This is a genomic window from Amycolatopsis lurida (assembly GCF_900105055.1).
Classification (GTDB): domain Bacteria; phylum Actinomycetota; class Actinomycetes; order Mycobacteriales; family Pseudonocardiaceae; genus Amycolatopsis; species Amycolatopsis lurida.
This window is the reverse complement of sequence record NZ_FNTA01000004.1, coordinates 4,917,910-4,932,232: the sequence shown is the minus strand read 5'-3', so window position 1 is coordinate 4,932,232 and position 14,323 is coordinate 4,917,910. Positions and strand designations below refer to the sequence as shown.

Genomic DNA, 14,323 nt, shown 5'->3' with positions numbered 1-14,323 from the left:
GCGTGCCTGGCGAAATGAAGCCACGACACGGATGAAAAAACCCAACGGTGATTCATTGTTTCCGAGGAGCTGGCTTTGTTTCGAAACGCCATGAGCAGGAACGGTGCACGGAGAGGACGGGGTGCCGTCAGCGTCGCCCTGAGCGCGCTCATGCTGGCCACGTTGGGCGCCTGTGGCGCACTCGGTGGAGAGGACACGTCGAAGGCGTCGGGTGGCGAAGGCGGGCTGGAGAAGCCGAAGATCAAGGTGGCCCTGCTGCCAGTCGTCGACCTCGCGCCGCTGCGGCTGGCGCAGGAAGGCGGCTACTTCAAGGCCGAAGGTCTCGAGGTCGAAGCGGTCGACGCCCCCAGTGGCCAGCAGGCGATGACCAAGATGATCGGTGGCGAGGTCGACATCGCCTTCTCCACCTACATGCCGTTCTTCGTCGCGAAGAGCAAGGGCGCGGCCGACATCCGCCTCGTCGCCGACTCCGTTTCGGCCAGCCCCAAGAGCAACGCCGTCGTCACCGTGCCGACCTCCTCGGTCAAGACGATCAACGACCTCGCGGGCAAGAAGATCGCGATCACCGACAAGAACACCGCCTCCCACCTGCTCACCGTCTCGGTGATGAAGGACCACGGCGTGGACACCAGCAAGGTCCAGTGGGTGCCCATGCAGCTGCCGAACATCGCCGCGGCGCTCTCGTCGGGCCAGGTCGACGCGGGTTACCTGCCCGAGCCGTTCCTGACCCAGGCCTCGAAGGTCGTCGGCGCGACCCCGGTCGTCGACATCTCGACCGGCGCCACCCAGGACTTCCCCCTGGCGGGCTTCGGTGCGCTCGGCTCCTTCGTGGACAAGAACCCCAAGACGCTGGCCGCGTTCCAGCGCGCACTGGCCAAGGCCGTGCGCGATTCGGCCGACCGTTCCAAGATCGAACCGATGATCGTCAAGTACGCCAAGGTCGACGCCGAAACCGCTTCACTGCTCACGCTGCCGACGTTCGGGTCCACACTGGACGCCCGTCGCCTGCAGCGCGTGCCGGACCTGCTGCTGCAGACCGGAGTGATCACGGCCAAGCTCGACGCCGCTCCGATGCTCGCCCCTCAAGCTGGATAAAGGTCAAGGTGCCACGACTTCTCCGTGCCCTGGCCGGTCTGGCCGGTTTCTTCCTCGTCTGGGAAGTGATCGTCCAGGCCGGCCTGGTCCGTAAAGAGTTCCTCCCCCCGCCGTCCGTCGTCCTCGTGACGATCTTCGAACAGTTCGGCGAGACCCAGTTCATCCGGGACCTGGTCGCCACGTTCCTCGCGTGGGCGATCGCCCTGCTGATCGCGGTCGCCATCGCCGTGCCCGCCGGGCTGCTGCTGGGCAGCATCCCCGGCCTGCGCACCGCGACCGCGGTGGTCATCGAGTTCCTGCGGCCGATCCCCGCCGTCGCGCTGATCCCGCTGGTGCTCCTGCTGATCGGCGGCGGGCCCGAAGCGAAGATCACGCTGGCCGTGTACGCGTCGTTGTGGCCCATCATGTTCAACACGATCTACGCGCTCGGCGAGATCGACCCCGTGCTGCAGGAGACCGCGAAAGCCTGCGGTACCAGCAAGTTCCGGACGTTGACGTCGGTGGCGCTGCCGCATACCGCGCCGTTCGTGTTCACCGGGGTCCGGCTGTCCGCCAACATCGCGCTGATCGCGGTGGTCAGTACCGAGTTCCTCGCCGGCGCCAAACTCGGCATCGGCAACTTCATCATGCAGGCCAGCACCGGTTCCACCAGGTTCGACCTCGTGCTCGCCGGCACCGTGGTGGTCGGCGCGCTCGGCTTCCTCATCAACGGCGGGCTCGAGATGATCGGCAGGCGGGCGTTCCGCTGGAGCACGGTCGACCGGGAGGCGGTCTCGTGACGACCCTCACGCTGACCAGCCGCGTCGGCAGGCGCGTGGGCCGGGGTATCGGCATCCTGGTCCGCAACTGGCTGCTGTTCTTCGCCCTGCTCGGGATCTGGGAGCTCGCGACCAGGCTCGCGGAAAGCCCGTTCTTCCCGCCACCGACCGAGATCCTGTCCGCCTCGGTGAAACTGTGGTTCACCGGCCCGGCCTCACAGCTGTTCCTGACCGACACCGTGTTCGACAATGTCCTGCCGAGCCTCGGCCGGACGCTCGGCGGCTGGCTCCTGGCCGGCGCCCTCGGTGTCGCGCTGGGTGTCCTTTTGGGACGGTCGAAGACCGGGATGGACTACGTCGGACCGCTTTTCGCGTTCTTCCGCTCGGTGCCGCCGCCCGCGCTGATCCCGGTGTTCATCGTCCTTTTCGGACTCGGGCCGGGGATGCAGACCGGATCGATCATCTTCGGCGCGATCTGGCCGGTGCTGCTCAACACCGTGGACGGCGTCCAGTCGGTGGACCAGGTGAAGATCGACACCGCGAAGTCGTTCCGGACCCCCCGGTCGTACTGGGTGCGCTCGATCGTGCTGCCCGCCGCCGGGCCGAAGATCTTCGCGGGTCTGCGGCTGAGCCTGTCCATCTCCTTGCTGCTGATGGTGATCTCGGAACTGGTCGGCTCCTACAACGGCATCGGCCGGTCCCTGATGGACGCCCAGCAGGCGTTCGACTTCCCGCTCATGTGGTCGTGGCTGGTCCTGCTCGGGCTCCTCGGCTTCGGGTTCAACGCGGCCTTCCTCGCGGTGGAGCAGAGAGTGCTTCGCTGGCAGCCCACCCGCAACGGCCGTCTCTAGTTTTCGAAGGGTCAGCAAGATGTCAACCATGCTCGAAGTCTCCGGGCTGAACCACCGGTACGGCGCGGGAGAAAAGGCGCACGTCGCGGTCAACGACCTGTCGTTCACCGTCGAAGCGGGACAGCTCGCGAGCATCGTCGGCCCGTCGGGCTGCGGCAAGTCGACGCTCCTGCGCTGCATCGCCGGGCTGATCAAGCCGACGTCCGGCCGCGTCAGCCTGCACGGCGACGACGTCTCCGGCGTCCCGGAGGATCTGGCCGTCGTGTTCCAGGACTACAGCCGTTCGCTGTTCCCCTGGCTGTCGGTCGCGAAGAACGTCGAGTTCCCCTTGCGGTGGCGCAACTTGAGCCGCTCAGAGCGCCGAACGCGGGCGCAGGAGGCGCTGGAGTCGGTCGGTCTTTCCGGGGTCGGCTCGAAGTTCCCGTGGCAGCTCTCGGGCGGTATGCAGCAGCGCGTGTCGATCGCGCGGGCGCTGGCCAGCCGTCCGGCCCTGCTGCTGATGGATGAGCCGTTCGCGTCGGTCGACGCGCAGACGCGGTTCGAGCTCGAAGACCTGACTCGGCGCGTGCAGCGTGAGAACGGGAGCACGGTCCTCGTCGTCACGCACGACATCGACGAGAGCGTCTACCTGTCGGACCGGGTGCTGGTGCTGTCGAAGTCGCCCGCGAAGATCGTCGCGGACCTGCCGGTCGGGCTGCCCGCGGAACGGGACCAGATCACCACGCGCGAGTCGGCGGAGTTCGTGACGCTGCGCGGTGAGGTGGCGCGGCTGCTGCACGGCGGTGCCCCCGAAGCCGTCACCGCGGCTTCCGACGCGGCCGAGTACGAACTGGCGCAGCAGGAGGCTGCCGCCTCCGACGCCGAGGCCGAGGCGCGCGCGAAGAGCTGAAAGTACGTGAAGGCCCCCTTCATTGCGCTAGGCGCAGTGAAGGGGGCCTTCACGTACTTCTGGGAGTGGCGCCGGGCCACGGTGGGCGACGCGGCCGAGCAGGTGTTGCGAAAGTGGCTTTCGCAACGCTCCACATGGAACTCACGACCACGCGACGCGTCGAAGGGCGCTTTCCCCGCATCACATGCGGGGAAAGCGCCCTTCGGCTCTCTCAGTACAGCGTGCGCGGGTTCGCGTCGATGCGGACGTGCACCAGATGCGGCCGTTCGTCCGGCAGCGCGGCCTCCAGCGTCGGCTTGAGGTCTTCGGCCTTCTCGACGACCGAAGTCCGCAGCCCCAGGCTCTTCGCCAGCGCGGGGAAATCGATGCCGCCGAGGTCGACGCCCGGCACCTTCTCGCCGCCCGCCGCCTCGCCGAGGATGCGCACGGCGGCGTACTGCGAGTTGTCGAAGATCACGAACGTCACCGGCAGGTTGTGCTGCGCCGCCGTCCACAGTGCCTGGACGCAGTACATGCTCGACCCGTCGCCGAGGATCGCGACGACCTTGCGGTCCGGGCGGGCCAGCGCGGCACCGACGGCGGCCGGGAGGCCGTAACCGAGGGTGCCGCTGGCGACGGTGAGGAAACCGGTGTCGGTGGACTTGATCGGCAGGTGGTCGTGCAGTTCGTTGCGGTGGCTCGGGGTCTCTTCGACGACGATCGCGTCTTCCGGCAGGACCTCCGAGATCACTGAGTAGGCGTAGGCCGGGGTGATCGGCGTGACCGCGGCGGGCTTTTCCAGCCGGGTACGGGGTTTCGGCGCTTCCCGCGGCGCGGCGCGGTCCAGCAGTGCGCGGATCGCGAGCTTCGGCGTCGCGCGGATGCCGGTGCCCTCCGCGGCCCTGGCGAGGATCTGTTCGTCGTCGCTGACCAGGAACAACGGCGGCAGCGCGGTTTCCGACTCGCCCCGGTACACGTGATAGGTGAACGCCGGGGCGCCGATGACGACCACGAGATCGTGCTCGGTCAGCGCGCTCGCGAGCGCTTTCCGTTCCGGCTGCAGGAATCCGAAGAACTGCGGGTGATCCTCGGGGAACGAGCAGCGCGCCCCCATCGGCGGCGCCCAGACTCCGGCGCCCACCTTCTCGGCCAGTTCGACGACGTCCGGCACGGCGCCTTCCCCGTCGATACCGGGGCCGACCACGATCGCCGGGCGCTCGGCGGTGTCCAAGGCGGACACCAGTTCGTCCAAAGCGGACGGATCGGGCGCGAAACCGGGGATCCGCGGCCGGGAGACGATCGGCTTCGAGGTCTCGGCGTCCCAGTCGTCCACCGGCACCGAGACGAACACCGGCCCCATGGGCGCCTGCGTCGCGATGTGATACGCCCGCGCCAGCGCCGCCGGGACGTCCTCGGCCCTCGCGGGCTCGCAGCTCCACTTCACGTACGGCTTGGGGAAGTTCGCCGCCTCGACGGCGCCGAGGAACGGATCGTCCGGCAGCAGCGACCTGGTCTGCTGGCCCGCGAGGATGATCAGCGGAGCGTTGTTGCGGTACGCGGTGAAGATATGCCCGAGCGCGTGACCCACCCCGCCGGCGGAGTGCAGGTTCACCAGCGCCGCCTGCCTGCTCGCGCGGGCGTACCCGTCGGCCATCGCGACGACGGAAGCCTCGTGGAGCGCGAGCACGTAGGTGAAGTCGTCGGGCCACTCCGTGAGGAAGGCGATCTCGGTCGTTCCGGGATTGCCGAAAACGGTGGTCAGGCCCAGATCGCGCAGCAGTTCCCTGGTCGCGTCACGTACGGTGCGGGTAGCCATGGCCACACGCTATCTCGTCGGCACCCGATAGTTGAAGATGCAACCTCGTATCACCGTATGTGGTCTGGACCTGACCCGGCGCATCCGGACTACTCCTTGACCAGCGCCGCCCACTCACGAACGGCGGCGACGTCCACATCGGACTCCCAGCCGCCCGGGCGGACCGCGCCGCCGACGTGGAACGCGCCGACCCCGCCCGCTCGCAGCAGATGCACCTGCTGTGCCCGCAGACCGCCGCCGACCAGCAGCCGGGGCCCGTCCTCACGCCGGGCGAGCCGCTGCAGCACCGAAAGCCCGTGCGCGACGCCGTGCGGATGCCCGGCCGCGAGCACCGTGTCGCAGCCGAGGGCGGCCAACTCGTCGTAGGTGCGCAACGGGTCCCGCGCGCGGTCGATGGCACGGTGGAAGGTCCACGGCAACCCGTCGAGCTCCTTGACCAGGGTCTCGCAGGCTTCGACGTCGATTTCGCTTTCCAGGTCCAGGAAGCCGAAGACGAACTCCCGCGCGCCCGCGTCGATCAGACGCGCGGCGTCCGCACGCAGCCCGTCGAGGTCACCGGCGGCGAAGGACATGTTGTCGCGCAGCATCACCCGCACCGGGAGATCGGTGGCTCCCAGTACGTCGCGCAGCGTCTCGACCGACGGCGTGAGCCCGTCGCTGGCCATGTCGCTGACCAGTTCGAGGCGATCGGCCCCGCCCTCCTGCGCGCGCTCCGCGTCCACCGCGGTCAGCGCGATCACTTCCAGCAGGCCGGTTTTCGGGGTCATGGACCTTCCAATTCGCTCAATCCGAGGGGTTGTCGTCACCCCTGGCGTGGCGACCGCGCCGGAATCCGCCTTGCAGGCTGGTCATCCGTTCGCGGACCGCTTCGGGGGAAAGTGAGAGTATCGGCCTCTCCCCTCGCGGCTTCTCCGGCCTGTCGTCCTGCGACCGGGCCTCGGGAACGACGGCGGGCAGCACCGGCCAGGTCTCCTCCGCCCCGTCCTCCTGTTCCAGTTCGGCGGGCGTCGGCCAGGCGGGTTCCGGTTCCTTTTCCTTCGGCTCCAGCGGCTTCAGCGTCGGTTCGGTCGGCTCGTCCGGATCCTGCGCGGGTTCCTCGGGGACGGCGTGTTTCACCGGCTCGAACGAAGGCAAGGAAGGCGGGCCGGGTTCCGCGGGCGAAGGCCCTTCGCGCGGGCCTCCGTGGTCGAACCACTGCGAAAGCACGCTCTGGTACTTGGGCATCCGCTCGGTCGGCGAGTCCAGCTCGAGATGGTCGACGGCGTCGTCGTCCGAAGACGGCCATTCCGGCGGGTTCTCGCGTTCCACGACGGGGGCGCGCCGCAGGGGACCGGGGTCCAGCACTGGCGCGAACCGCGACTCCTCGGCGCTCTCCTCCGGCTCGGGCAGCGGCGGGACTTCCAGCGGCGGCTCGGGTTCCGGCTCCGGGACGACGACGGTGACGGGCACGGGTTCCGGAATCGGGGCGGGCCGGGGCGCTTCGACGATGAGTTCGGCGGGCACGACGACCACCGCGGTGATCCCGCCGCCGTCGGCGGACCGGAGGCGGACGTCGATGTGGTGCCGGATCGCCAGCGTCGCGACCACGAACAGGCCCATCCGCCGGGAGACCTCGACGTCGACGTCCGGCGGGTTCGCCAGCCGCGCGTTGGTCCGGTCGATCTCCGCCTGCGGCATCCCGGCGCCGTGGTCGGTGATCTCGATCTGCCATTCCCCGCGGTCGGTCTCGTGCCCCTCGACCTGCACCATCGTGCTCTGATCCGAATAGCGGGTCGCGTTCTCCAGCAACTCGGAGACCACGTGCACGAGATCGTTGACGGCCTCGCCGCGCACCGCGATCCGCGGTTCCGGGCCCAGTTCGATCCGCTGGTAGTGCTCGACCTCCGAGAGCGCGGCACCGATGATCTCGTCGGCGACGACGGCGCCACCGTCCTCACGGACGACGTCGGTTCCGGACAGCACCAGCAGGTTCTCGCTGTTGCGGCGCATCCGGGTCGCGAGGTGGTCGAGTTCGAAGAGCCCGGCGAGCGTGTCGGGGTCCTGTTCGTCGGCCTCCATGCGGTCCAGCACGGACAGCTGCCGTTCGACCAGATCCTGGCTCCGCTGCGACAGGTTCACGAACATCGCGTTGATGTTCTCCCGCAGCATCGCCTGTTCCCCGGCGAGCCGGACGGCCTCGCCGTGCACCGCGTCGAACGCGCGTGCCACCTGGCCGAGTTCCTCGCGGCTGAACACCGGGACCGGGGCGACGGCCAAGCGCCGCCGCAGGTTTTCCGGCTGCGGTTCGGGGTCGCTGAGCAGTCCTTCGACGGCCGCCGGCAGCTGGTGCTCGGCGACGTGGAGCGCGCTGCGGCGCAGGATCCGCAGCGGCCGCAGCAGCGATCGCGCGATGATCACCGAGAGCACCCCGGCGACGACCAGCACGGCGAGCACGATGCCGCCGTCCCAGATCGCGGACGTCCTCGCCCGTGCCGCGAGGGCGTCGGTGCGTTCCTGAAGCTGGACGAGCAGCGCCTGCTGCACCTGGTGGGCCAGATTGACCGTGTAGGTGGCGGAGGTGTCCCACTGGTTCGGGTCCAGCCCGCCGAGCCCCTGGTCGTTCTCCGCGCGGATGAGCGCCGATTCGACCATGTCGTTGCCGATGTCGACGATCAGGCCGATGACCGTGTCGTCGTACATCCGCTGCTGCTCGGGGGTCGCGAAGGTGCGGTAGTCGTTGCGGGCGGCGGCGAGTTCGGCCTCCGCGCCGAGCAACGCGCGGGTCCGGTCCCGGTTGAGGCCGCCCTGCGCGAGCGCGGCCGCCATGATCGCGCGTTTGACCGACATCTGGTCCTTGACCCGGGCGAGGGCGTTGCCCGCGAGGCGGAGCTTCCCCAGATCCGGGTCGGAGACGTCGGCGGCGGTGGAATCGCTGATGTCGAGCAGGCCGGAGATCAGGTCGCTGTAGGAGCGCAGCACCGCGTCGGCGGGAAAGGCGGAGTGTTCCGCGGAAAAGCGGAGGCCGGTCAGCACGCGCAGCCGGTCGCTGGTCTGCTGCAGGCTGGTCGCGGTCTTGCCGCCGAGCCTGCTCTTGCTCTCGCCGAGCGTGCGATCGAACGTGCCGATGGCCTCGTCGACGCGCTTGCGCTGTTCCGTCAGTTCGGAAAGGTCGCCCTTGCGATCGCCGGCGACGAACCGGACGGTGAGATCTCGTTCGCGCTGGAGCTGGTGCACGGCCTCGGCGACGGTGCTGTCGACGCGGCCGCGGGTGGCGAACTCGGCCAGCTGCCTCGCGTCCCGCAGATCGGAGTTGACCCGGAGCCCGACGAGGGCGACCACCGCGAGGGCGGGAATCAGGAGTACCACGAAGAGTTTGGTACGCAGGTGCCAGTTCCGCAGCCGCCAGCGTCCGCCGACACGAGGATGCCGTTCCGCCGCGTCGCCCCCACGGGGACGCTTGTCGCGACGGGCCACCTGGTTTCCTTTTCCCACCACGGGACCCTTTCCCATGGCTGACATCGGGGACGAGAGCCCGAACCTACTGTAGAGTAACAAGGTTCGAGAACGATCGAAAGCCGCGCCATCGGGCGCCTCCCGCAGGCGATCGTATGGGGCCCGGACCATACGATCCAGAAGGAGGAGCACATTCTCTCGGTAGGTGAGCGGTGACGAAGATGCGCGTCTTGGCGATTCCGCTGGTAGCGGCGCTGCTGGCGGCCGCCGGTTGCGGAGTGTTTTCCGGTGGTGACGCAAGTACCGACGCGCCACTCGAACGGACGGAACTGCGTATCGGCGTCAGCAGCCCGATCGACACGGCACCGTTGCGGGTCGCCGTCGCCGAGGGGAAGTTCACCGCGGCCGGCCTTTCCGTGACCCTCGCCGAAGTCCCCGCCGACCAGGCGATCGGCAAACTCGCCGCGGGCGAGATCGATCTGGCGTTCGCGAGTGACGTGTCGATCTTCCGCGCCGCCGCGGCCGGGACGGCGCTCCAGTTGCAGGGCGAGGCGTACACCGCCGGCCGCAACACCATGGCGCTCGTCACACTCCCCGGCTCCGACTACACCGAGCCGACCCTCAAGAAGTCGCCGAAGATCGCGGTGAACATGCTCGACGACGTCGGTGTGCTGGCGGCCCGCTCGGTACTGGCGACCGCGGGGGTCGACGTGAACCGGATCCAGTTCAAGCAGCACCCGTTCGACCGGATGCCCCAGGCGTTGCAGGCGGGCGAGGTCGATGCCGCGTGGATGGTCGAGCCGTACATCACCAGGGCCGAAAAGGAACTCGGGGCGAGCATCCTCGCCGACGGCGCCCGCGGCGCGACACTGGACTTCCCGATGTCGTCATACGTTTCGACGGGCGCCTTCGGGCAGGGCAACGCCCGCACGCTCGCCGTCTTCCGCAAGGTGCTCGGCGAAGCGCAGGTGCGGGCCGCTGACCCGGCCGTCGTCCGTGACGCGCTGCCGTCGTTCTCCGACATCGACCGGACGACGGCGTCGCTGATCTCGCTCGGGACGTACCCGGTGTCCCTCAACGGCATCCGGCTGCAACGCGTCGCCGACCTGATGCACAACTCCGGCCTGCTCGGCGCGCGGCTCGACGTGCAGTCGATGGTGGCGCGCCCGTAACGGGTTCCTCGTGAGTGGTAAGGACGGTTAGAACCGTCCTTACCACTCACGACCACGCGCTAGATGTTCTCTCCGGTCGGCCTGAGACATACGGTGCGCACGGGCGGCCCGGTGTAGCGCAGTTCGGTGTCCTCCGGCATGCAGACGGCCGCCGATCCCCGCATCACGGTCGCGCGCGCCTCCGCGCTGATGTCGCTGCAGCGGACCTTCGCGATCCGCGTCTCGTGCACGACGTCGCGCAGGCAGTCCCCGCTCTCGACGTTCAGCGCGAGGCAGAGCGTCTTGTCCGCCCTCTTGCTCGACGAACCCCCGTACAGCTCGAACTGGATGTAGTCGGCGCTACGGCAGTCCGACGAGCCCGACCGCACCTCGTCGACGCGGAAGGTCGCGCGATCCGACGAGCAACTGGCCGTCGTGTAGCTCTGCTTGCCGCCCGCCTCGTCGGTCAGGTACAGGCACTTGCCCGCCTCGACCCTGGTGAACCGGCTCGACTGCGAGAGCCCGAAGGCGGCCAGGCTCCCCAGGCCCAGCGCGGCGACGACGCCCAGCACGATCGAGACCTTGGCCGGCACGCTCAGCGGTGGCGGCTTGGGGAACGGCGTCGGCGGTACCGCCTCGGGCATCGGGGGCAGCGGCGCGGGCGCGTTGAACGGGTCGAACTCGGGTGTCCCGCCGGTCGGTGTAGTCGTCAAGGTCCCCTCCAGTCACCTGCCGCATATCCTTCCACCAGCGGTGCCGCGGCGGGAGCCGGTGTGGCCGGAACGTATAAAGGACGATGTGACCGATGGCCCGCTGATCGTCCAATCCGACAAGACCGTGCTCCTCGAGGTCGACAACAGCCAGGCCGACGACGCGCGGATCGCCATCGCGCCGTTCGCCGAACTGGAACGCGCGCCCGAGCACGTCCACACCTACCGGATCACGCCACTGGCGTTGTGGAACGCCCGCGCGGCGGGCCACGACGCCGAACAGGTCGTCGACGCGCTGACGACGTACTCGCGCTTCCCCGTCCCCCAGCCGCTGCTCATCGACATCGTGGACACGATGGGCCGGTTCGGGCGGCTGCAGATCGCGAACCACCCGGCGCACGGCCTGGTGATGTCGACCATCGACCGCGCGGTGCTGGAAGAGATCCTCCGGCACAAGAAGATCAGCCCGATGCTGGGCGCCCGCATCGACGAGGACACCGTCATCGTGCATCCGTCCGAACGCGGGCGGCTCAAGCAGGCGCTGCTGAAGGTCGGCTGGCCCGCCGAGGACCTCGCCGGCTACGTCGACGGCGAAGCGCATCCGATCGACCTCGCCGAGGTCGACTGGGAGCTGCGCGACTACCAGCGCAAGGCCGCCGAGGCGTTCTGGGCGGGCGGCTCCGGCGTCGTCGTGCTGCCGTGCGGCGCGGGCAAGACGCTGGTCGGCGCCGCGGCCATGGCACACGCGAAGGCGACCACACTGATCCTGGTGACGAACACCGTCGCCGGACGGCAGTGGAAGCGGGAGCTGGTCGCGCGGACCTCGCTCACCGAGGAGGAGATCGGCGAATACTCCGGGGAGAAGAAGGAGGTCCGGCCGGTCACCATCGCGACCTACCAGGTGGTCACGCGCAAGACCAAGGGCGAATACAAGCATCTGGACCTGTTCGATTCGCGGGATTGGGGCCTGGTCGTCTACGACGAGGTCCACCTGCTGCCCGCGCCGGTGTTCCGGATGACCGCGGACCTGCAGTCGCGGCGCCGCCTCGGGCTGACCGCGACCTTGGTGCGCGAGGACGGGCGCGAGGGCGACGTGTTCTCCCTGATCGGACCGAAGCGGTACGACGTCCCGTGGCGCGACATCGAGGCGCAGGGCTGGATCGCACCGGCGGAATGCACCGAAGTCCGGGTGACGCTGACGGACGCCGAAAGGCTCGCGTACGCGACCGCCGAGGCCGAGGAGCGGTACAAACTGGCGGCGACCGCGGACACCAAGACCAAGGTGATCAAAGCGCTGGTCGACCGGCATCCCGGCGAGCCGACCCTGGTCATCGGGGCCTATCTCGACCAGCTGGAGATGATCGGCGACGAACTCGACGCGCCGGTGATCCAGGGCGCGACACGGAACAAGGAACGCGAGGAACTGTTCGACGCGTTCCGTCGCGGCGAGGTCAGGACCCTGGTCGTTTCGAAGGTCGCGAATTTCTCGATCGACCTGCCGGAGGCGTCGGTCGCCATCCAGATCTCCGGGACGTTCGGCTCGCGGCAGGAAGAGGCACAGCGGCTCGGACGGCTGCTCCGGCCCAAGGGCGACGGGCGGCAGGCGCATTTCTACTCGGTCGTCTCGCGGGACACCGTGGACACGGAGTACGCGGCGCACCGGCAGCGGTTCCTGGCGGAACAGGGGTACGCGTACCGGATCGTGGACGCGGACGACCTGCTGCGCCCCATGTAGGACGGTCTTCGGTCTTGGGTGGCCGCTCCGTGAAGAACTCGTTGCGAAAGTAGCTTTCGCGGCAGCACCTCCCGGCCTCGAAAAGTCCACTGTGGACGAACGTGGTGCCCATGTGACACCAGAGGCACCTGAGGCGTCCGCCCCGGGATCCCGCAAACGGGGTATCGAAAACTGTCGGTGCTTCGAACTAGTGTTCGGGTAGAGTTGACCGAACACCAGTTCGAGGGGAAGCCGATGACGATCGCACCGTTCCGTCCGGGTACGCCGCCCGTCCAGACCCTGCCGCCCGGCCGGTGGCACGGCCGGATCTGGGTTTCGGACCTGCCGTTGGCCAGGCCGGAGCGCTACACCGGCTGTGTCGCCGAGTTCGACCGCTCCGGGCTTTGGCCGGTGCTGATCCCGCACGACCAGCGCTTCGCCGCCAACGGCGAGGACTGGATCGACGACCGCGGCAGGCTCGCCCCCGCCGACCACCGGATCGCCTCGGTGGACCCGGCCGAGGTGCTGGCCCGCTGGTGGGACACGTCGTGCTGCGACGGCGCCTGCCTGCGCCCGTTCGGCGCGAAGTTCCCCGGGCTCGCCCGTCGCCCGGCGCGCCGGGCGGATCCGCTGGCCGAAGCGGGCAACACCGGGTCGATCCTGGCCGCGCGCGGGCCGCATCGGCTGGCGCTGGTGCAGACGGAGCGGCCCGCCGACATCCCGGCGATCCTCGGCTGGACGGGCATGATCAAGGCGACCGACCAGGTGCACGAGCTGTCCGCCGTCCTGCGCAGCTGGGAAGACCGTTTCGGCGCGACGCTCACGGTGCTGGGCTTCGACTCGATGGAGCTGTCGGTGGCCGCGCCGCCGCGCACCCAGGGCCGCGCGCTCACCGTCGCCGCCGAGCACCGGGCGTTCTGCCTGCCCTCGTTCGCCGGTCAGCCGGGCAATCTCCGCGAGTTCGCCTCCAGCCTGGTCCAGACCCGGCGGTGGCGGTTCTCGTGGGCGTGAGCGGGCGTTTGCACCGGCCGGAGAGGGGGAATCAGGCCAACGCGGAAAGGCGGTGATCGACGTCGCGGAGCTGAGGATCGGCACTTCGGGCTGGCGCTACCCACCGTGGCGCGGGGACTTCTATCCCCGCGGCCTGGTGCAGCGGCGCGAGCTGGAATACCTGTCGTCCCGGATGAACTCGGCGGAGATCAACGGCTCGTTCTACTCGTTGCAGCGTCCCGAGCGATACCGTTCGTGGGCCGAAGTGACGCCGGACGACTTCGTCTTCGCCGTCAAGGGCGGCCGCTTCATCACGCATATGAAGCAACTGCGGGACGTCGAGGCGCCGCTGGCGAACTTCTTCGCGTCCGGGGTGCTGGCGCTCGGCCGCAAACTGGGGCCGCTCCTCTGGCAGCTGCCGCCCCGGCTGGCGTTCGACGCCGAGCGCGTCGAGGCGTTCTTCAAACTGTTGCCGCGCACCAGCCACGCCGCCGCCAAGCTCGCGAGCGAACACGACGACAAGCTGAAAGCCGAGCCGTACACCGATCCGAAGCCTCGCCGGAAGCTCCGGCACGCCGTCGAAGTGCGGCATCCGAGCTTCGCCGAGCCCGAAAGCCTCGAGCTGTTCCGGAAACACGGCATCGCGCTCGTGGTCGCCGACACCGCGGGCAAGTTCCCGTTCATCGAGGAGATGACGAGCGACGAGTTCGCGTACGTCCGCCTGCACGGCGACGAGGAACTGTACGTCAGCGGGTACAGCGACAAGGCCTTGAAGGAGTGGGCCCGGAGGATCAAGGGCTGGGACCGCGACACGTACGTCTACTTCGACAACGACGTCAAGGTGGAAGCGCCGAAGAACGCGATCGCCCTCGCGAAATTGCTGGTTTGACCCGCGCAAGCTGCACAGTCAGCGCGCAGTGAGCGGTGTCCTGTTAGGT

General features: G+C 69.0%; 12 protein-coding genes. 8 read left to right on the top strand and 4 right to left on the bottom strand.

Features of this window, described 5'->3' with window-relative positions:
* Positions 1 to 90: 90 nt before the first annotated feature.
* Genes BLW75_RS28665 through BLW75_RS28650 form a run of 4 tightly spaced genes read left to right on the top strand, consistent with a single transcriptional unit; the run spans position 91 to position 3,593 of the window.
* Positions 91 to 1,095: an ABC transporter substrate-binding protein gene (locus BLW75_RS28665; protein WP_395766745.1), complete on the top strand. Its 1,005-nt coding sequence runs from the start codon at positions 91 to 93 to the stop codon at positions 1,093 to 1,095.
* A gap of 8 nt (positions 1,096 to 1,103) precedes the next feature.
* Positions 1,104 to 1,874, top strand: a complete 771-nt coding sequence (locus BLW75_RS28660; protein ID WP_034308326.1) for an ABC transporter permease — start codon at positions 1,104 to 1,106, stop codon at positions 1,872 to 1,874.
* On the top strand, positions 1,871 to 2,704 hold the full coding sequence (locus tag BLW75_RS28655; RefSeq protein ID WP_034308323.1) for an ABC transporter permease: 834 nt from the start codon (positions 1,871 to 1,873) through the stop codon (positions 2,702 to 2,704). Before BLW75_RS28660 ends, BLW75_RS28655 begins: the two co-directional genes overlap by 4 nt.
* A 19-nt stretch (positions 2,705 to 2,723) precedes the next feature.
* Positions 2,724 to 3,593, top strand: a complete 870-nt coding sequence (locus BLW75_RS28650; protein ID WP_034308320.1) for an ABC transporter ATP-binding protein — start codon at positions 2,724 to 2,726, stop codon at positions 3,591 to 3,593.
* 211 nt (positions 3,594 to 3,804) lie between these two features.
* Here BLW75_RS28650 and mdlC read toward each other — a convergent pair whose 3' ends face one another.
* From mdlC to BLW75_RS28635, 3 genes are all read right to left on the bottom strand, one after another.
* Positions 3,805 to 5,388, bottom strand: a complete 1,584-nt coding sequence (gene mdlC, locus BLW75_RS28645) for a benzoylformate decarboxylase (RefSeq protein WP_034308317.1) — start codon at positions 5,386 to 5,388, stop codon at positions 3,805 to 3,807.
* Between the two features lie 89 nt (positions 5,389 to 5,477).
* Positions 5,478 to 6,155: a copper homeostasis protein CutC gene (locus BLW75_RS28640; RefSeq protein ID WP_034308315.1), complete on the bottom strand. Its 678-nt coding sequence runs from the start codon at positions 6,153 to 6,155 to the stop codon at positions 5,478 to 5,480.
* Between the two features lie 16 nt (positions 6,156 to 6,171).
* Positions 6,172 to 8,841 carry a sensor histidine kinase gene (locus tag BLW75_RS28635; RefSeq protein ID WP_198935691.1) on the bottom strand — a complete coding sequence of 890 codons (2,670 nt, stop codon included), beginning with the start codon at positions 8,839 to 8,841 and terminating at the stop codon, positions 6,172 to 6,174.
* A 191-nt stretch (positions 8,842 to 9,032) separates the two neighbouring features.
* On the opposite strand from BLW75_RS28635, the gene BLW75_RS28630 reads away from it, so the two are divergent.
* Positions 9,033 to 9,992, top strand: coding sequence for an ABC transporter substrate-binding protein (locus tag BLW75_RS28630; RefSeq protein WP_091598502.1), 960 nt, complete (start codon positions 9,033 to 9,035; stop codon positions 9,990 to 9,992).
* A 59-nt stretch (positions 9,993 to 10,051) separates the two neighbouring features.
* On the opposite strand, the gene BLW75_RS28625 is transcribed toward BLW75_RS28630, so the two are convergent.
* Positions 10,052 to 10,684 carry an LppU/SCO3897 family protein gene (locus BLW75_RS28625; protein WP_034308310.1) on the bottom strand — a complete coding sequence of 211 codons (633 nt, stop codon included), beginning with the start codon at positions 10,682 to 10,684 and terminating at the stop codon, positions 10,052 to 10,054.
* A gap of 85 nt (positions 10,685 to 10,769) precedes the next feature.
* Between BLW75_RS28625 and BLW75_RS28620 the strand changes: the two genes are divergently transcribed.
* From BLW75_RS28620 to BLW75_RS28610, 3 genes are all read left to right on the top strand, one after another.
* Positions 10,770 to 12,416: a DNA repair helicase XPB gene (locus BLW75_RS28620; protein ID WP_034308308.1), complete on the top strand. Its 1,647-nt coding sequence runs from the start codon at positions 10,770 to 10,772 to the stop codon at positions 12,414 to 12,416.
* A gap of 234 nt (positions 12,417 to 12,650) precedes the next feature.
* Positions 12,651 to 13,406, top strand: a complete 756-nt coding sequence (locus BLW75_RS28615; protein WP_034308676.1) for a DUF4253 domain-containing protein — start codon at positions 12,651 to 12,653, stop codon at positions 13,404 to 13,406.
* A 52-nt stretch (positions 13,407 to 13,458) separates the two neighbouring features.
* Entirely contained in the window at positions 13,459 to 14,274 is an 816-nt protein-coding gene (locus BLW75_RS28610; protein WP_034308305.1) for a DUF72 domain-containing protein, read from the top strand.
* Positions 14,275 to 14,323 lie beyond the last annotated feature (49 nt).

Excerpts from the sequence above, each read along its gene's own strand:
- mdlC (WP_034308317.1), bottom strand. The coding sequence starts at position 5,388 with ATGGCTACCCGCACCGTACGTGACGCGACCAGGGAACTGCTGCGCGAT.
- BLW75_RS28615 (WP_034308676.1), top strand. The coding sequence starts at position 12,651 with ATGACGATCGCACCGTTCCGTCCGGGTACGCCGCCCGTCCAGACCCTG.
- BLW75_RS28650 (WP_034308320.1), top strand. The coding sequence starts at position 2,724 with ATGTCAACCATGCTCGAAGTCTCCGGGCTGAACCACCGGTACGGCGCG.
- BLW75_RS28640 (WP_034308315.1), bottom strand. The coding sequence starts at position 6,155 with ATGACCCCGAAAACCGGCCTGCTGGAAGTGATCGCGCTGACCGCGGTG.
- BLW75_RS28665 (WP_395766745.1), top strand. The coding sequence starts at position 91 with ATGAGCAGGAACGGTGCACGGAGAGGACGGGGTGCCGTCAGCGTCGCC.